Here is a 16,450-nt window from a genome sequence, read left to right on the forward strand (position 1 = left end):
CGTCTACCCGGCGTTTTACGTTTCCTGGCAGTTCCGGCGACCGTCCCGCCCTCGTCATAACAAGCAGATCAGAGACGCGAGGAGACTGACGATGGGGCTATTGATGGGGCTATTTGCGCGCTCAAGGGGAGCCGCGCAGACCAACATCATGAGCGAGGTGGCCGGCAGCGCGGGCACCCTCGGTGTGGAGTTGTGCGATATCGCCGGCAACGTCGATGAAATCGCCGTGCGTATCAAGCGTCAGGCGGAAGTGTTTCAGGCGCTTCGCCGCGCCGCCACCGATACCAGCGAAGGCAATCAGCGTATCGCCGGCGCCGCCCGCGACGCCCGCGACGTGGCCGACCGGGCCAGCGCGGAAATTGCGGCGTCGCGCAGTACGGCCGACGCCTCGCTGGCTTCCATTCACGGACTGGTCGAAGGGGTTTCCGGCATGGCCGACGAGATCTCGGGACTGCGCGAAGCCCTCGATCACGTGGGCAAAGTCGCCGAGGGAATTTCCGTCATCGCCCGGCAGACCAATCTGCTCGCGCTCAATGCCGCCATCGAAGCCGCGCGCGCAGGTGCTGCGGGCCGCAGCTTCGCTGTCGTGGCGACGGAAGTGAAACTGCTCGCGAGCAAGACGGCCGAGGCCACGCAGCAAATCGAGCACACGCTCGCCGCACTGAGCGAGCGCACCGAGCGGCTCATGCGCGAGAGCAATGCGAACGTCGCGCGCGCCAACGACGCCCGCGAAGGCACCCGCGCCATTGCCAGCGTGATCGAGACCGCCGCAAGTGCGCTCGACACGTTCGACCAGCAGGCCGGGCAGATTGCGCAGGCGAGCGAAGCCATCGAAAACGAATGCAATACGCTCGCCGCACACGTCGACGAAATGGCCGACGGCGTGACACATTCCGCCGATCACGTTGAAAGTGCGCGCGAGCGCATCAACGGCTTGTTATCGGTGTCGGAGCATCTGATTGGCCTGATCGCCGAGGCGGACGTCGAAACGGAAGACACGCCGTTCATTCGCGCGGTGCGCCGTGCCGCCAAGCAGGTCGGCGAGAGCTTCGAAGCCGCGCTGGCGAAGGGCAAGATCAGCGAACAGGAGTTGTTCGACCGGCGCTACGAACCCATTCCGGGGTCGAATCCGCAGCAATTGATGGCGCGCTTCACGCGCTTTACCGACGAGACGCTGCCGGCGATTCAGGAGCCGTTGCTAAACATGAACGAGCGCATCGCGTTCTGCGCGGCGGTCGACGAAAACGGCTACCTGCCCACGCACAATCGCAAGTTCTCGCAGGCGCCGACCAACGACCCGGTATGGAACGCGGCGCACTGCCGCAACCGCCGGCTCTTCAACGACCGCACCGGCGCGGCTGCCGGGCGCAATACCAAACCGCTGCTGCTGCAAACTTATCGCCGGGATATGGGCGGCGGGGAGTTCGTGGTGATGAAGGATGCGTCTGCGCCCATTTACGTGAACGGGCGTCACTGGGGAGGCTTCCGTATCGCCTATCGCGTGGCGCGCTAAGAGAGACAGAGACGGCATGAGAAACGCGCCGCCGACCTTGCCGTCGGCGGCGCGTTTCGTTTCTACCCGGGAGTGCGGCGTGGATCAGTAGCCGTGGCGGTAGTAGCCCCGGCCATAGTAGCCGCCGTAATAGCCCCGGTACGGGCGGCCGTAGTAGACCGGCGGCGGGCCGTAATAGACCGGTGCCGGTGCCACGTACACGGGCGGCGGGGCGACATAGACCGGCGGGGGCGGCGCCACGTAGACCGGTGCCGGTGCATAGACCGGCGCCGGCGCGATCAACGGTACGCCAATACCGATCCCGACCGAGACGTGCGCCTGCGCCGTACCGATCGCACCCGCGGCGAGCGCGATCCCGGCGATGGCAAGGGCGGCAAACTTGGTTTTCATGACATTTCTCCTGCGGACTTGGCAGCGTACTGATGACAGCGCCCGGACGGCACCATGCCGTTCGACGCGCCCGGTGCCCGCCGGCACCCTGGTTCGTCAGATTCCTTGACTTTACTTTACTGAAGTTCCGGTACGCGGTCCTGTCGCAATTGTTGCAAAGTATGCGCACTTGACCGGTATGGGGAACGTTCGGGCGTAGAAAAGGGGCCGCCAAACGTATAAATCAGACCCCTATTCTATGCAGAATCAACGCTTTGCGCTGGTTTCGGTTGACATCGTGCGGGCCCCCGCCTCAAAGGGATGGCGCGCGGCAAGCGACACTTGTTACATTCATTTACATGCGGCGCGCGCGGTGTGGGGCAAAAACAGCGGGCGAATGCCACTTCCGCGGCATTCGCCCGTTGCCGGCGTCCAGCGTTCACGATGTCTACGACGTCGTATACGCGTGCAACGCCTTCTCCTCCCTGCTAAATCGTATTTCCCGTGTTTCCGCGAAATCCTCGCGCGAGCCTCGCGGCGCACGGCGGTGCTTTATTGGTGGAAGCGCGCCCTGGCGTCTGCCACGCAACTGTCCTTGCTGCTGCCCGAGAGCGCGTCGCAGCGTTCCATCGCGGCCTTGTACTCGGCCTTGTTGGCGTCGGCATTGGCGTCCTGACGGGCGGCCGCGGTGTCCTTGGACGATTCGCGGCTCGTGCGCATCACCTTGGCGTCGCCGTAGGCCTTGGTCTTGGCCGCCTTGGCGTCCTTCATGCACACGTCTTTGTCGTTGCCCTTCTTGTCATCGCAGCGCAGCTTGGCGACGTCATAGTCGGCGTCGGCCTTGGCAATGGCAGCGTCGTAGCGGGCCTTGGGCGTTTGCTTGTAGTCCGCTTCGGCGTTGGCCTTGGCGATCTTTTCCTTGCCCTTCGCGTCCTCGACGCAGATTTTCTTCGCATTGTCCTTCATGCTGTCGCAGCGCGCGGAAGCCGCCTTGTAATCCGCTTCGGCGGATTTCTGCGCAGCGTCGTAACGGTCCTTGGCAGCCGCATCGGCGGCGCTCGCCGCAGTGGTGCTCAGCATGCCTGCTGCCGCGATACAGGCACAGGTCAGGACATTCATGGCGATTCGATGTGACATCTCGGAGTCCTCCTTGGCTAGGATGGTAGCGAGCATGAGGCGCGCCGCCGAAGCGCCGCGCGTCGACTTTCGGGGGGATACCGGTCGGCGGTGGGCCGCGAGTACCTCGGGCAACTGGGCCGATCACGCGGTATTACTTGTTCCGGTCGGCTGCGCCCTGAATGGCTTCACCTCCCTTCTCGACGTCCTTGCCCGCGCCGTGGATGGTGTTGCAGCCGGCGAGGCCCAGGGCGAAGCTCGAGAGCAGAGCGATGGCGATCAATCGTTTCATTTTGATTTCTCCTTGGTGAGAGGATGTCGTCCGAGGCGCAATGGAAGCGCGAAGGGGGGAGGTCATTGCCCGCCTCCCGGCGGGCAATGACCTGCGTGAGCCTGCGTGAACCTGCGTGAGCGAAAGCGCGATCGCGCAATGCTGACTTACCAGAGCTTGTGCTGGTTATTCCAGGTGTCGACTTCGCGTTCGGCGTCGGCCTTCGCCTTGCCGTAGCGCTCCTGGATCACACCGACGAACTTGTCGCGATTGCCCTCGATCTTGAGCAGATCGTCGTCGGTCAGGTTGCCCCACTGCTTCTTCGCTTCGCCCTTGAGCTGGTTCCACTTGCCCTTGATCAGATCCGAGTTCATAGCAACTCCTCAGTGTTGGGTTGGATTCACGTCCTCTGACCCGCCCGTGGGGGCGGCGGGAGGTGATTCCATGGTAGGGAGTGCGAAGTGTTTGCGCTGTCAGCCGCGTTGTCGTCGCGGTGTAGGCGGAGTCGGGTTGCGCTGTCAGTGCATTCCGACCGGCGGACGTGGAGGCTGCTCGGGCGGAGACGATTGTGGCGATTGTGGCGATTGTGCCGACTGGGAGGACCGGTCTGACTGAGAAGACGCCGGCGGCTCGTCTGGCCGGCCGTCGGCCACGGTGGGACCTGTCTGCGCGGCCACGGTACTCTCGGTGATTTCCGTGGCGATTTCGGGGGCGTCTGCCGGATTGCAAAGCGGCAGCACCACCTGAATTTCCGTGCCGAGACGTTGCGGAAGCGAATGAATGTCGATGCGCCCGCCCTTGGCCGAGACGCGCTGGCGCATGCCGAACAATCCATGCGTCTTGGGCTTGTTGAACTGATCGTGCGTGAGGCCGATACCGTTGTCGATCACTTCGAGCCGCACACGCTGGCCGTCGCACGCGAGCGCCACGCGCACCGCCGTCGCGCGCGCGTACTTGCCCGCGTTCGTCAGCGCTTCCTGCGCCACACAAAACAGCACGATGGCGGTCGATTCGGGCAGCGCGAAGTCTTCTTCCGGCAAATCGAGATCGAGTTGCCAGTGTTGCTGATCGGCGGCTTCCTCGGCCAGCGAGCGCAGCGCCGTGACCAGGCCGAAGTTGATCAGCACGGTCGGGCGCAGGTTCTCGATGATGCGACGCTTGGTCTGAATACCGGAGTCGAGGTTGCGCTGCGCGCGTGCGAGCTTCTCGGAAATCACAGGGTCGACGTTGCGCAATTTGTGGTGAGCCCACGTCACGTCCATCTTGCACGCCGTGAGAATCGCACCGAGTTCGTCGTGCAGTTCACGCGACAGACGTGTTTTTTCGTCCTCGCTGACGTTCTGCAAGTGCGTCGCCAGTTCGTCGAGTTGCTCGGTGCGCTCGCGCACGAGCCGGTCCAGATGCGCCTGCTGCTCGTGCAGCTGATCTCGGGCGAGTTGTTCCTGCCGCATTTGTTTGCCGAGCGTGCGAAACAGCAAAATGAACAGCAGGATCGTGAGCACCGACAACGCGCCGGCGCTGATGGCGGAGATCGCCTGATCGAAGCGGCCGTCGTCCTGGGCCGTGCGCGCACGGGCCAGTTCGCGGTTGTAGAGATCGGTGATACCGGTCTGCACCGGTTCCATCGTCCCGAGGCCGAGATTCGACGGGGCGAGCGCCTCCTCCAGTGTCATTTCTCCTTGCATAACGGCCAGGCGTGCGGTGTCCATCGCCGTGATGCGCTGCGAGAACAGTTGCATGACGCGCGCGAACTCATGCGTCGCCTGATCGTCGTGCACATTCTGATAGTGCTGGATGATCAGGGCGGAAAGGTCGCGAATGCGCCGCACGGCCGACAGGTACGGATCGAGATAGGCCGGATCGCTCGTGAGCAGATACCCGCGCTGGCTTGCCACGACGGTAGACGTACGCGCAATGATCTCGTTGAGCTCGTTGGCGGTCATCATGTTTTGCAGCGCCGCTTCGTAGGTGGACGCGAGCCGCCGATGCGCCGATTCCAGCCCGATCAGGCTGCCGACCGTAATCACGATCGCGGCGATCATGGCGATGATCCAGCTTCTGCGACGTAACCAGGACGTGAACAATCGGGGCATGGGGAACAGTAGGCCTTGCGCGGCGTTGATACGACGGTGGAGGGGCCTTTCGGCGCGATGCGCTTCGATCATACGGCGAAAATCAAGCCATCCGGGCAATTGTCAGCCAATTCCTACGCAAAAACCAGCGTCGCGCGGGCAGTTCCGTGAGCGGCGTTTTTCTACTATTCACTCAGCAACCTGAGGTCCGCATTGCGGGATGTGCCTTCGGCAGTGTCGCCGCGCCGGCCACGGGGAGCAGAGAAAGTCTCCGGGAAATGTCGTTTCAAACCAAGGAGAACGCCATGCTGAAGTGGGCTTTGTTGTTTGCATTGATCTCGATCGTGGCCGGCCTGTTGGGCTTTACCGGGATTGCTGCCGGTGCCGCCGGGATTGCGAAGATTCTGTTCGTGCTGTTCCTGGTGCTGTTCGTGATCTTCCTGCTGCTCGGTCTGACCGTCGCCAAGAAGATCGTCGACTAGATACCCGACCACATACGAGGAGGTTGCGATGCTTCACTACGCTGTCGTTTTTTTCGTGATCGCGCTGATCGCCGCCGTTTTCGGCTTCACCGGAATTGCCGCGGGCGCCGCCGAGATCGCGAAGATTCTGTTCTTCATCTTCCTGGTGATCTTCCTGGTCACGCTGCTCTTCGGGGTGTTCCGACGATAGACGCCATCAGGGAGGCAGGGCGGCTTGTGCCGCCCTTTTTGCCATATCTGCATAGCCGTGTCGCCGTCCACTCGCCCGATCCGAAGCACCGAAGCACCGAAGCACCCAATGGCGTCGACAGGACCGGCGCCTCCCGAAACCCCGTCCAACTCGCATAACCGCTACAGGAGGATTCGCCAATGCACACCGCCAAGCAAGCCAAGCAGCACGCCAACGAGCACGGCAAGCACGCGATGACCGGCAATGGTCACAGCCAGCACGCGGGTGGAGATTTCGAAATCGACGTTCGTGCGCTGCGCGAGCGTGCCCGGGAGCACCTCGACGACGGTGCCGTCACGGAAGACTACCGTGCCGATCGCGATGCGGTCGTGCACATGCTCAACGACGCGCTCGCGACCGAACTCGTGTGCGTGCTGCGCTACAAGCGTCACCATTTCATGGCCACGGGCATTCACGCCGAGCCCGTGGCGGCGGAATTCGCCGAGCATGCGGCCCAGGAGCAGGATCACGCGGATCGCATCGCGGCGCGTATCGTGCAACTGGGCGGCGAGCCCGATTTCTCGCCGGACAGCCTCTCCTCGCGCAGCCACGCCGAATACGTCACCGGTAGCAATCTGCGCGACATGATTCGCGAAAATCTCGTCGCCGAGCGTATTGCGATTGAGAGTTACCGCGAGATGATTCATTATTTGGGCGATCGGGATACCACGACCCGTCGCATGCTCGAAGAAATTCTCGCCGTCGAGGAGGAGCACGCCGACGATATGCGGGATCTGCTCGACCGGGAGTGACGGCCATGGCGCGCGCATCGAGATCACGCAAGCGCGGCCAGCCGGCCGACGGGGACAGTCTCTGGAGCTTAGATGTCACTGACAATAAAAATCCTCATTGCCGACGACCATGCCATCGTTCGTACGGGCTTCAAGCAGTTCATTGCCGACGAGTCGGACATGGAAGTGCTGGGCGAGGCCGCGAGCGGGGACGAAGTGATTCGTGCCGTACGCGAGACCAAATTCGATGTCGTGTTGCTGGATATCGCCATGCCTGACAAGAACGGCATCGACACCCTGCGCGTGATCAAGCAGCTCAGGCCCGAGCAGGGCGTGTTGTTCCTCTCCACGTATCCGGAAGCGCAGTATGCCGTGAATCTGCTGCGCGCCGGGGCCGACGGCTATCTGATGAAGGACGCCGCGCCCGAGGAGATCATCCGGGCAATCCGCACCGTGGCGCGCGGTCATCGCTACGTCAGTGAGGTGACGGCGGATCTGCTTGCGCAAAAGCTCGACAAACCGGTCGACGAACCGATGCACGAGCAACTCTCGGAGCGCGAGTTCCAGGTGTTCTGCAAGCTGGCGCAGGGGCGCACGCCCACCGAGATTGCCGACGAGCTGCATCTGTCGGTGAAGACTGTCAGCACATATCGTGCGCGGGTGCTGGAGAAGATGCATTTGAAAACCAATGCCGACCTGACGCTTTATGCGCTCAAGAACGGCTTGATTAGTTGAGAGAGAGGCTGTCATGTCAACCGGGAACGCGGCAACGCTTACGGGGTCCCGTTTGCCCCTGAAGGTGCTGCTGATCGAAGACTCGGCGGTGATTCGCGAGAGCCTGTCCGAAGCGCTCGGGTCGACCGGGATGCTGGAAGTGACAGGGGTGGCGGAGACGGCCGACGACGCGGTTCGCACCCTGGAAAACGATTCCTTCGACGCGGTGATCGTCGATATTCAATTGCGGCGCGGCTCCGGCATGGACGTGCTGTCTTACCTGCACAGCAAGGGCATGCTGGAAAAGCTCATGGCCATCGTGCTGACCAATTACGCGTTGGCGACCTACCGTAAGCGTTGCCAGCAACTGGGCGTGCAGCACTTCTTCGACAAATCGCTGGAGTTCGACCGGGTCATCGAGGTGCTCGACGAGTTCGCGACCGGTCGTCAGGCGTGAATCCGGCGGCTGCGGCGCACACGACAGACCCCGGAGACTCCCTCTGCCCATAACCCTCACAATTCGGCATAAAGAGATCAAATTTTATTATTTTCAACTATTTAGGCGCATGGGCTAGAATGTCGCCTTTGCGCTAAATAGAGTCTTGGCGGCGGCACTGCGGGCGTTTTCGGCAGTGGGGCTGCTATTTTTTTGCATGATCGAACTCCAGAACATCACCCAGCGCTTTGCTGGACCCAAGGGGCCGATCGACGCGCTTTCCAATATCAGCCTGTCGATCGAGCGCGGCGAAGTCTTCGGCATCATCGGCCGAAGCGGCGCCGGAAAGAGCACGCTCGTGCGTGTCATCAACTTGCTGAACCGTCCCAGCGATGGCACGGTGCGGGTCGACGGTCAGGATCTGACCTCGTTGTCGTCGGACGAATTGCGTCAGGCGCGCCGCCGCATCGGCATGATCTTCCAGCATTTCAACCTCCTGAGCTCGCGTACCGTCTACCAGAACGTGGCGCTGCCGCTCGAACTCGCCGGCGTGAGCGCGGCAGAGATTCGCGCGAAGGTGTTGCCGTTGCTCGAACTCGTGGGCCTGACGGCACAGAAGGACCGCTATCCGTCGCAGATCTCCGGCGGCCAGAAGCAGCGCGTGGGGATCGCCCGCGCCTTGGCGAGCGAGCCGCAGGTGCTGCTCTCGGACGAAGCCACCTCGGCGCTCGATCCGGAGACGACCCGCTCGATCCTCGACCTGCTCAAGCGCATCAACCGCGAACTGGGGCTGACGGTCGTGCTGATTACGCACCAGATGGAAGTGATCAAGCAGGTCTGCGATCGCGTGGCGGTACTCGATGCCGGACGCGTGGTCGAGCAGGGGGCGGTGATCGACGTGTTCCTGCGTCCCCGGCACGACGTCACACGCGCGCTGATCGGCGACGTGATCGCGCAGGAGCTGCCCGCCGGTGTGCGCGAGCGCGTGGCATCGCGCATCGGCAACGGCCACGATCATCTGTACCGTCTCGCGTTTTCGGGCGCGGGCGTGGACCAGCCGCTGCTCTCCGAAGCCATTCGCCGCTACGAACTCGATTTCAACATCCTGCACGGCCAGATCGACGAGATTCAGGGGCAGGCATTCGGATCGCTCGCCGTGATGGCGGGCGGCACACCGGCCCGCGTGGCCGAAGCCATGGCGTTCCTCGCCAGTGAAGGCGTCGTCGTCGAGGAGTTGAGCCATGTGGAGTGAAATGTTCGATCTGTTCGTCTCCTCGTTCTGGGAGACGCTCATCATGGTCGGGATTTCCGGCCTGATCGGCGCCGTGGTCGGCGTGCCTCTGGGCGTGCTGTTGTATCTGACGGATCGTAACGGCGTGTTGCAGAACCTGCCGACCAACCGGGTCGTCGGGATCATCGTCAACGCCGTGCGCTCGACGCCGTTCATCATTCTGCTCGTGGCCGTGATTCCGTTCACGCGCCTGATCGTGGGCTCATCCATCGGTACGATGGCCGCCGTGGTGCCGCTTACCATCGCTGCCGCGCCGTTCGTCGCCCGTCTGGTGGAGACCGCGCTGCGTGAGGTCGACCGCGGGCTGATCGAAGCCGCGCAGTCGATGGGTGCGACGACTGGCCAGATCGTCATGAAGGTGTTGCTGCCCGAGGCGCTGCCCGGGATCGTTGCCGGTCTGACGATCACGTTCGTGAGTCTGGTGGGTTATTCGGCCATGGCTGGCGCCATCGGCGGCGGCGGACTGGGCGACCTGGGAATCCGCTACGGCTATCAGCGCTTCCTGCCGGAAGTCATGATTACCGTCGTACTGATCCTGATCGTTTTCGTGCAACTGGTGCAGACGTTCGGGGACTGGCTGGTGCGCCGTCTCAGTCATAAGTAAGACAAGTCGGGCGAGTTTGCCGACGCAGTACCCAAAAGCAGACATAGGGTCTTTTCGCCGGCCAGCCGGCACGCTACTCAAACACGGGGTTTTCCATGCAACGTCGTACGCTTTTCAAGCTGTTGGCCGGTGTCGGTGCCGCCACGGTTTTCGCCACGCAATTCGCGGCTCCGGCTGCGGCGGCTGACGCCGTCAACCTGAAAGTCGGTGTGACAGGCGGCCCGCACGCCCAGATCTTCGACGAAGTGAAGAAGGTCGCCGCCAAGGACGGACTGAACATCAAGGTCATCGAATTCAGCGACTACGTGCAGCCGAACGCCGCACTGTCGTCGGGCGATCTGGACGTGAACAGCTACCAGCACCAGCCGTACCTCGACGCGCAGATCAAGGATCGCGGCTACAAGCTCGAATCCATCGCCAAGACCGTGATCTTCCCGATGGGCGTCTATTCGAAGAAGCTCAAGTCGCTGGCCGATCTGAAGACGGGCGACAAGGTTTCGCTGCCGAACGACCCGACCAACGGCGGCCGCGCGCTGCTGTTGCTGCAAAAGCAGGGGCTGATCAAGCTGCGCGCCGACGCGGGTCTGAAGGCCACGCCGATCGACGTGGCAGAAAACCCGAAGAAGCTGAAGTTCGTGGAACTGGACGCCGCGCAACTGCCGCGCTCGCTCGACGACGTGGCTGTGGCCGTTATCAACACCAACTTCGCAATGGAAGCCGGTCTGAACCCGAAGAAGGATTCGATCGCCATCGAAGACGCCAACGGCCCGTACGCCAACGTGCTGGTGATCCGCACGGCAGACAAGAACAAGCCGTGGGTGGCCAAGCTCATCAAGGCATACCACTCGCCGGAAGTGAAGGCCTTCATCGAGCAGAAGTTCGGTGGATCTGTCGTGACCGCCTGGTAAGCCCGGCGATGTGCCGGGACGGTTCACCGCACGACGGTGACCGGCGCCGAGGAACGGCAACGCCTTGCGGCGTTGCCCAGATTGCTGACGAACCCCTCGTTTTTCGGAGCGAGGGGTTTTTGGCTTTTAGGCAAGGGCGAATGGGCAGCGTAAGGGCGCGCACATTGAGAGACAAGCCCTCAGGACGCTCATGAGCCACCGAAACGGGCGCCAGAGGTACGAACGCTCGCCTAAACGCGCCCGTAGGCGCGCCACCAGCATCGCAATTTTCTTGATGTTCTGCGCCGCCGCAGCCAACAAGCACTGCTCGGCCACCTTGCGCAGCCCGCGCATGCGCGCATAGCGATGCCCATGCAGTTGCTTGGCATCGGCGAAGCTGCGTTCCACCGTCTCCTTGCGCCGCGCGTAAATGCGTCGCCCCCACTCGCTCAGCCGCCTCGCATCCACCCGCTCCTTGGCGCGCTCCCAGACATGGCGCGTCACCACCTTCACCGCGTTGGCACTGTTCGTGCACTGTGCTCGTACCGGGCAGCACCGGCATATCCGAGCATCGGATTTGTATTCCCGATAGCCGAGCCGGTTAGTCGTGCTGTACGGCAGCGCCTGTCCCTGCGGGCACACGTACTCGTTGCGGTACGCGTCGTACTGGAACTGCCGTTTGTAGAACAGCCCCGGCTTGTGGTTCGGCGTGCGATAGCCCATCACCCCGGCAATCTCCCGCTCCTCGAGCCCCTGGCACACCGCCGGCGTGAAGTAGCCAGCATCCAGCCCCACCGCTTCCACCTTGAACTCGAAGCGCTCGCGCTGTCGATCCAGCCGCTCCAGATACGGCTGGCTGTCGTGCACCGAGGCCGGCGTCACATGCGTATCGGTGATGATCGCGTGCTTCGCGTCCACCGTGCGGTGGTCCAGATAGAAGAACCCCTTCGGCTTGTCGTCCCGCACCATGTAGCCGCTGTCCGGATCGGTCCGGCTAATCTTGGTGTCCTTGCTCGACGGCGGCTCATCGCCGTCGCGATTCAGCGGCTTCTTGCCATGCGCGGCCCGGTCCGCATCCACTGCCGCATTGAGCTTCTCCAGATAGGCCGCAGGCGTCTGTTCCAGCTTTACCACGTCGAATTTGTTCTTGTTCGCGTTGGCTTTCAGGTGCGTGCTGTCGGTGTACAGCACCCGGCCATCGACCAGACCACGGCCCATCGCCTGGCGCACGATCTCGTCGAAGATCTCCTGATACACCGTCGTGTCCGTGAAGCGTCGGCGGCGATTCTGTGAGAACGTCGACGCATCCGGCACCTTGTCGGTCAGCCGAAACCGGGCGAACCACCGATAGGCGACGTTGACCTGGACCTCGCGCATCAACTGCCGCTCACTGCGCACTCCAAACAGGTAGCCGATGAACAGCAGCTTGAACATCACCACCGGATCGAGCGCCGGACGACCGTTGTCTGCGCAGTACAGATGCGCGACCTTTTCGCGGATGAATTCGAAATCCACTGCCGCGTCGATCTGGCGCAGCAGGTGGTCCTTCGGCACGAGTTCCTCGAGCGTCACCATCTCGAGTTCGTGCTGCGTGGGCGTCGGGATCTTTAGCATCCTGCTATTAAAAAACAAAACCCTCGCACTTGGCGAGGGTTTGTCAGCAATCTGGGCAACGCCTTGCGGCGTTGCCGTTTTTTTTCGTCCTTGTGCGGCGCGGAGAATGCGGCAAGGCTGTGGGTCCCCACGCGACGGCGGGCCGAAGGCCGTGGGGGCCCGACGTTTGTGGCATTTCCGATGCTGTCACGGTTTTGTCAAATAACGGCGATAGCCTGATTGCCAAGTAAAAGAGGGTGCCCGCGGGCACCGTCACAAGACGCGGATATGGGCCGAAGAGCAGCGACCGCACGCGAAGCACGGGGAACGGGTGAGACTCCATCGGAGCGTACGACCGCCGGTGCGCGCGATGGCGCCCGACACATGCCCGCACGACGTATAGCGGTTGGCATGATGCCGGCGCACCGCACCGACTTACGGAGTCTCAGTTGAACCCTCTCCCGCCTGCCGCCTCTGCCGCAGCTGTCGCGACCGTAGGCATACGTCCGCAGGAACGCTTCGGCGCCCTCGCGCGCGACGCGCAACCACCTTCCCCGATTTCACCGTTTGCCGAACCCGACGAAGCGTCGTTGCTCGCGGAACTCTGCGAAGGCATCGGCCTGACGTGCGTGTTCCAGCCGATTCTCGATTTTCGAACCTCCGAAGTGGCCGGCTACGAAGGGCTGGTGCGCGGACCGGCGGGCACGACGATTCACTCGCCGATGGCGCTCTTTGCCGCCGCGCGTCGACACGGGCTGCTCGGCCCGCTCGAACTCGCGTGCCGGCGAACGGTGCTGCGCGGGTTCGTCGAGCAGGACCTGCCGGAACGTCTCTTCCTGAATATCGGCCCGGTCACGCGGGCGCAACCCGGCGGCGGCGTAAGCGAGTCGCTCGGGCTCGACGAAACCTTCGCGATGCTCCAGTCGTTTCACCTGCCGCCCGAGCGCGTGGTGCTCGAACTGACCGAGCATGCGCCTGCGCTCGATCTGGCGAGCACGCGTGCTTCGCTCGCGGCGTATCGCGCGCTGGGGTTCGAGGTGGCGCTCGACGACATGGGCGAGGGCTATGCAAGCTTGCGCCTCTGGTCGGAACTGCGACCGGATTACGTCAAGATCGACCGGCACTTCGTCGACGGTATCGACACGGACACGGTCAAGCTTCAGTTCGTGCGCTCGATGCGTCAGATCGCCGAGACGAGCGGTACGCGCGTGATCGCCGAAGGCATCGAACACGCTGAGGAGCTTCAGGTCGTGCGCGATCTGGGTATTTTTCTCGGCCAGGGATATTTCATTGCCCGGCCCGAGGCGCAGCCGCAACGGGCGATCACGGCGAACGTGCAGGATGTCGTGAACGAGCGTCGCGCCTATGTGCATCAGCAGCCGAGTCAGCTGGGCGCGGGCAACGTGACGCTGGAGCGCATCGCGTCGTACGTCGCGCCGGTGTCGCCGGACACGCGCAGCGAGGATGTCGTCGCACGTTTCGAAAGCGACCCCGCGCTGGAGGTGTTGCCCGTCGTCGAGCGCGAGCGTGCTGTCGGGCTGATCGGGCGGGCGTCGTTGATCGGGCGGTTTGCGCGTCCGTTCACGCGCGAACTCTACGGACGCAAGCCATGCTCGGCGGTAATGGAGCCGCGCCCGCTGACGTTCGACAAGGCCGCGCGGGTCGAAGACCTGAGCCGGATGATCGCCGAAGGCGCCAGTCGTCAGATCGCAGCCGGCTTCATCGTGACCGATCAGGGACGCTATTTCGGTGTAGCGCAGGGGCATGCGCTGATGCGGCACATCACCGACATGCAACTCGATGCTGCGCGTTACGCCAATCCGCTCACGCTGCTGCCGGGCAACGTGCCGATCGACGATTACATGGATCGCATGATCGGCGAGCGGCAGTCCTTTCACGCGTGCTACGTCGATCTGGACAACTTCAAGCCGTTCAACGACGTGTTCGGCTATCGCCGTGGCGACGACCTGATTCAACTGGTCGCACGCGTGTTGATGGCCGTGCGAAACCCCGAATGTGATTTTCTCGGGCACATCGGCGGCGACGACTTTCTGATCCTGTTCCGCAGTCCCGACTGGGAAGCGCGCTGTCGCGAAGCGCTCACGCGTTTCGGCGAAGCGGTCACGGAGTACTTCCATCCCGACCAGATTGCCGCGGGGGGATTCGAAGCGGAGGACCGTCGCGGGATGGTCATCTTCCATCCGATCACGAGCCTGTCGATCGGGGTGGTCGCGGTCACCCCCGAGAGTTTCCCGTCGCACGTGGAAGTGTCGGCCGCGGCGGCCGACGCCAAGAAGATGGCCAAACGCGCGCTCGGCAACAGCCTGTTCGTCGAGCGGCGCAGGGCGCATCGATAAGTGTGGCGGCAGGCGGACCGAAGACGCGCCGCCGGCAACGAAAAAGCCCGCCGACCGGCGGGCTTTCCCTTGCGCGATGTTCAGTGCGTACGCGTTGGTGCGTCAGTGCGTCAGTGTGACAGCGCAGGCATGCCTTCCATGCTCGCGGCGTCCTGCTCGCGCTCTTCCGAAAGATACGGCGTGCGCCACCCTGCCCTGACCCCCCAGTGATAGAACGCCAGCGAGAGCACGGCCACGAGGCCCATGTCCCAGCCATAAGGCAGCAGGCCGAGGCCGCCGAATTCCTTGCTGCCGATGTACGAGCACAGCGCCATGCACGGCAAATAACCGATGAGCCACCACGACGCCTTGAGGTCGCGGCCGAAGCCTTGCCAATTGTCTTTCGCCTGATAGTAGAAATAGACCGGCAGCGCCACGATCACCAGCACGATGATCTGGCCGGTCAGCGGCCAGCGTGCCCAGTAAAGAATCAGCGACGCGCACACGAACGCGAACGGGGCGATCAGCGACAGGCCGCGAAGGCGCAGCGGGCGATGCATCTCGGGCGCCGAGCGGCGCAGGGCCATCACGCTGATCGGACCCGTCAGGTACGAAATCACGGTCGCCACCGAGATCACGGCAGCCAGCGAATCCCAGCCGCGGAAGAAGAACATGAAGATGAACGAGATCGCGAGGTTGAACCACATTGCCGGGCGCGGCACGCCGTACAGCGGGTGCACGCGACCCAGGATCGCCGGCAGCGTGCGGTTGCGCTCCATCGCGTAGATCATGCGGCTCGTCGTGGCCATGTACGTGGTGCCGGTGCCGCTCGGGCTCAGGAAAGCGTCGAAGTACAGCACGATGGCCAGCCAGTTCAGGCCGAGCGCAATCGCGAGTTCGGCGAACGGCGAGCTGAAGCTCACCATGTGCCAGCCGCCGGCCAGTTGCTCCGGCGAGAGCGCGCCGATGTAGGCTATTTGCAGCAATAGATAGATGACCGTGGCGAGCAGGATCGAGCCGACGACCGCGAACGGAATGCTGCGGCCGGGATCCCGGGCTTCGCCTGCCAGATTGACCGGGCTTTGGAACCCGTTGAAGGCGAACACAATGCCGGACGTGGCGACCGCCGTCAGGACGGCCGACATGCCGTTCGGCGCGAAGCCGCCATGCTCGGCGATGTTGAAGTTGCCCGGATGAAAGCCGGCAATCATCAGTCCGGCAATGGTCAGCGCGGGAATGGCGAACTTGAACAGCGTAATGGCCGTGTTGGCGCGTGCAAACAGCTTGACGCCCCAGTAATTCAGCATGAAGTAGACAATCACGAGCAAGGCGGACAACGCCAGTCCGCTCGTGGTGAGCGTGCCGTCCACGAACAGGGCGTGCGCCCAGTCGTATGGCCATGTGCTCATGTACTGAATCGACGCTTCGGCTTCGATGGGAATCACCGAGACGATGGCGATCCAGTTGGCCCAGGCGGCGATGAAGCCGACCAGACTGCCATGCGAGTAGCGGGAGTAGCGCACCATGCCGCCCGACTCGGGGAACATGGCGCCCAGTTCGGCGTAAGTCAGCGCGATGGCGAGAATCACGACGGCGCCGATGAGCCAGGCGAAGAGGGCGGCGGGGCCGGCGATCTTGGCGGCCTTCCATGCGCCGAAGAGCCAGCCGGAGCCGATGATCGAACCGAGACCGGTCAACATCAGGGCGAACGGCCCGATGTTGCGCATGAGGGATTGGTTGTTGTCCATACGTTGTCTTCTCCACGCCCGGGGGGGAGCAAGCCGGCCGTCCCGTGGGGCAAGGGCG

At 63.2% G+C, this 16,450-nt stretch carries 17 protein-coding genes; 10 read left to right on the forward strand and 7 right to left on the reverse strand.

All coding sequences use genetic code 11. From position 1 onward, the window contains the following. Positions 1–103 precede the first annotated feature (103 nt). Positions 104–1,513 carry a methyl-accepting chemotaxis protein gene (locus tag AB870_RS05160; protein ID WP_047907194.1) on the forward strand — a complete coding sequence of 470 codons (1,410 nt, stop codon included), beginning with the start codon at positions 104–106 and terminating at the stop codon, positions 1,511–1,513. An 84-nt stretch (positions 1,514–1,597) separates the two neighbouring features. Here the strand turns inward: AB870_RS05160 and AB870_RS05165 are convergent, their stop codons facing one another. The 5 genes from AB870_RS05165 to AB870_RS05180 all read right to left on the reverse strand — a co-directional run bounded on the left by AB870_RS05165 (position 1,598) and on the right by AB870_RS05180 (position 5,311). Beyond that, positions 1,598–1,903 carry a hypothetical protein gene (locus tag AB870_RS05165; RefSeq protein WP_047907195.1) on the reverse strand — a complete coding sequence of 102 codons (306 nt, stop codon included), beginning with the start codon at positions 1,901–1,903 and terminating at the stop codon, positions 1,598–1,600. A gap of 531 nt (positions 1,904–2,434) precedes the next feature. After that, positions 2,435–3,019 (reverse strand): hypothetical protein, encoded by a 585-nt coding sequence (locus AB870_RS05170; RefSeq protein ID WP_053059743.1) that lies wholly within the window; start codon positions 3,017–3,019, stop codon positions 2,435–2,437. 133 nt (positions 3,020–3,152) lie between these two features. Further along, positions 3,153–3,290 carry an entericidin A/B family lipoprotein gene (locus AB870_RS25495; RefSeq protein WP_047907197.1) on the reverse strand — a complete coding sequence of 46 codons (138 nt, stop codon included), beginning with the start codon at positions 3,288–3,290 and terminating at the stop codon, positions 3,153–3,155. 146 nt (positions 3,291–3,436) lie between these two features. Continuing rightward, positions 3,437–3,643 (reverse strand): CsbD family protein, encoded by a 207-nt coding sequence (locus AB870_RS05175; RefSeq protein WP_039374866.1) that lies wholly within the window; start codon positions 3,641–3,643, stop codon positions 3,437–3,439. A 144-nt stretch (positions 3,644–3,787) separates the two neighbouring features. Beyond that, a complete protein-coding gene (locus AB870_RS05180) occupies positions 3,788–5,311 on the reverse strand; it encodes a sensor histidine kinase (protein ID WP_167362676.1) in 1,524 nt (507 codons plus the stop codon). A gap of 335 nt (positions 5,312–5,646) precedes the next feature. On the opposite strand from AB870_RS05180, the gene AB870_RS05185 reads away from it, so the two are divergent. The 8 genes from AB870_RS05185 (at position 5,647) to AB870_RS05220 (ending at position 10,736) form a co-directional block, all read left to right on the forward strand. Beyond that, positions 5,647–5,823 (forward strand): DUF1328 family protein, encoded by a 177-nt coding sequence (locus tag AB870_RS05185; protein WP_042114863.1) that lies wholly within the window; start codon positions 5,647–5,649, stop codon positions 5,821–5,823. Positions 5,824–5,851: 28 nt separating this feature from the next. Further along, positions 5,852–6,013: a DUF1328 domain-containing protein gene (locus AB870_RS05190; protein WP_039414459.1), complete on the forward strand. Its 162-nt coding sequence runs from the start codon at positions 5,852–5,854 to the stop codon at positions 6,011–6,013. A 233-nt stretch (positions 6,014–6,246) separates the two neighbouring features. Then, positions 6,247–6,804, forward strand: a complete 558-nt coding sequence (locus AB870_RS05195) for a ferritin-like domain-containing protein (RefSeq protein WP_047908824.1) — start codon at positions 6,247–6,249, stop codon at positions 6,802–6,804. Positions 6,805–6,876: 72 nt separating this feature from the next. Continuing rightward, positions 6,877–7,518, forward strand: a complete 642-nt coding sequence (locus tag AB870_RS05200) for a response regulator (RefSeq protein ID WP_047907198.1) — start codon at positions 6,877–6,879, stop codon at positions 7,516–7,518. Positions 7,519–7,531: 13 nt separating this feature from the next. Continuing rightward, entirely contained in the window at positions 7,532–7,954 is a 423-nt protein-coding gene (locus AB870_RS05205; protein ID WP_047907199.1) for a response regulator, read from the forward strand. Between the two features lie 196 nt (positions 7,955–8,150). Beyond that, positions 8,151–9,185: a methionine ABC transporter ATP-binding protein gene (locus tag AB870_RS05210; RefSeq protein WP_047908825.1), complete on the forward strand. Its 1,035-nt coding sequence runs from the start codon at positions 8,151–8,153 to the stop codon at positions 9,183–9,185. Beyond that, positions 9,175–9,828: a methionine ABC transporter permease gene (locus tag AB870_RS05215; RefSeq protein WP_042114871.1), complete on the forward strand. Its 654-nt coding sequence runs from the start codon at positions 9,175–9,177 to the stop codon at positions 9,826–9,828. Before AB870_RS05210 ends, AB870_RS05215 begins: the two co-directional genes overlap by 11 nt. A gap of 95 nt (positions 9,829–9,923) precedes the next feature. After that, positions 9,924–10,736: a MetQ/NlpA family ABC transporter substrate-binding protein gene (locus tag AB870_RS05220; protein WP_047907200.1), complete on the forward strand. Its 813-nt coding sequence runs from the start codon at positions 9,924–9,926 to the stop codon at positions 10,734–10,736. Between the two features lie 126 nt (positions 10,737–10,862). Here the strand turns inward: AB870_RS05220 and AB870_RS05225 are convergent, their stop codons facing one another. After that, complete coding sequence (locus AB870_RS05225) at positions 10,863–12,329, reverse strand: IS1182 family transposase (protein WP_157112225.1); 1,467 nt, start codon at positions 12,327–12,329, stop codon at positions 10,863–10,865. Positions 12,330–12,757: 428 nt separating this feature from the next. On the opposite strand from AB870_RS05225, the gene AB870_RS05230 reads away from it, so the two are divergent. Next, a complete protein-coding gene (locus AB870_RS05230; RefSeq protein WP_053059576.1) occupies positions 12,758–14,665 on the forward strand; it encodes a GGDEF domain-containing protein in 1,908 nt (635 codons plus the stop codon). A gap of 110 nt (positions 14,666–14,775) precedes the next feature. Here AB870_RS05230 and AB870_RS05235 read toward each other — a convergent pair whose 3' ends face one another. Next, positions 14,776–16,392, reverse strand: a complete 1,617-nt coding sequence (locus AB870_RS05235) for an APC family permease (protein WP_047907201.1) — start codon at positions 16,390–16,392, stop codon at positions 14,776–14,778. Between the last annotated feature and the right edge of the window lie 58 nt (positions 16,393–16,450).

The organism is Pandoraea faecigallinarum, assembly GCF_001029105.3.
Taxonomy (GTDB): Bacteria; Pseudomonadota; Gammaproteobacteria; order Burkholderiales; family Burkholderiaceae; genus Pandoraea; species Pandoraea faecigallinarum.

Excerpts from the sequence above, each read along its gene's own strand:
- AB870_RS05225 (WP_157112225.1), bottom strand. The coding sequence starts at position 12,329 with ATGCTAAAGATCCCGACGCCCACGCAGCACGAACTCGAGATGGTGACG.
- AB870_RS05170 (WP_053059743.1), bottom strand. The coding sequence starts at position 3,019 with ATGTCACATCGAATCGCCATGAATGTCCTGACCTGTGCCTGTATCGCG.
- AB870_RS05200 (WP_047907198.1), top strand. The coding sequence starts at position 6,877 with ATGTCACTGACAATAAAAATCCTCATTGCCGACGACCATGCCATCGTT.
- AB870_RS25495 (WP_047907197.1), bottom strand. The coding sequence starts at position 3,290 with ATGAAACGATTGATCGCCATCGCTCTGCTCTCGAGCTTCGCCCTGGGC.
- AB870_RS05215 (WP_042114871.1), top strand. The coding sequence starts at position 9,175 with ATGTGGAGTGAAATGTTCGATCTGTTCGTCTCCTCGTTCTGGGAGACG.
- AB870_RS05175 (WP_039374866.1), bottom strand. The coding sequence starts at position 3,643 with ATGAACTCGGATCTGATCAAGGGCAAGTGGAACCAGCTCAAGGGCGAA.
- AB870_RS05160 (WP_047907194.1), top strand. The coding sequence starts at position 104 with ATGGGGCTATTTGCGCGCTCAAGGGGAGCCGCGCAGACCAACATCATG.
- AB870_RS05235 (WP_047907201.1), bottom strand. The coding sequence starts at position 16,392 with ATGGACAACAACCAATCCCTCATGCGCAACATCGGGCCGTTCGCCCTG.
- AB870_RS05220 (WP_047907200.1), top strand. The coding sequence starts at position 9,924 with ATGCAACGTCGTACGCTTTTCAAGCTGTTGGCCGGTGTCGGTGCCGCC.
- AB870_RS05190 (WP_039414459.1), top strand. The coding sequence starts at position 5,852 with ATGCTTCACTACGCTGTCGTTTTTTTCGTGATCGCGCTGATCGCCGCC.
- AB870_RS05185 (WP_042114863.1), top strand. The coding sequence starts at position 5,647 with ATGCTGAAGTGGGCTTTGTTGTTTGCATTGATCTCGATCGTGGCCGGC.
- AB870_RS05210 (WP_047908825.1), top strand. The coding sequence starts at position 8,151 with ATGATCGAACTCCAGAACATCACCCAGCGCTTTGCTGGACCCAAGGGG.
- AB870_RS05180 (WP_167362676.1), bottom strand. The coding sequence starts at position 5,311 with ATGATCGCCGCGATCGTGATTACGGTCGGCAGCCTGATCGGGCTGGAA.
- AB870_RS05195 (WP_047908824.1), top strand. The coding sequence starts at position 6,247 with ATGACCGGCAATGGTCACAGCCAGCACGCGGGTGGAGATTTCGAAATC.
- AB870_RS05165 (WP_047907195.1), bottom strand. The coding sequence starts at position 1,903 with ATGAAAACCAAGTTTGCCGCCCTTGCCATCGCCGGGATCGCGCTCGCC.
- AB870_RS05205 (WP_047907199.1), top strand. The coding sequence starts at position 7,532 with ATGTCAACCGGGAACGCGGCAACGCTTACGGGGTCCCGTTTGCCCCTG.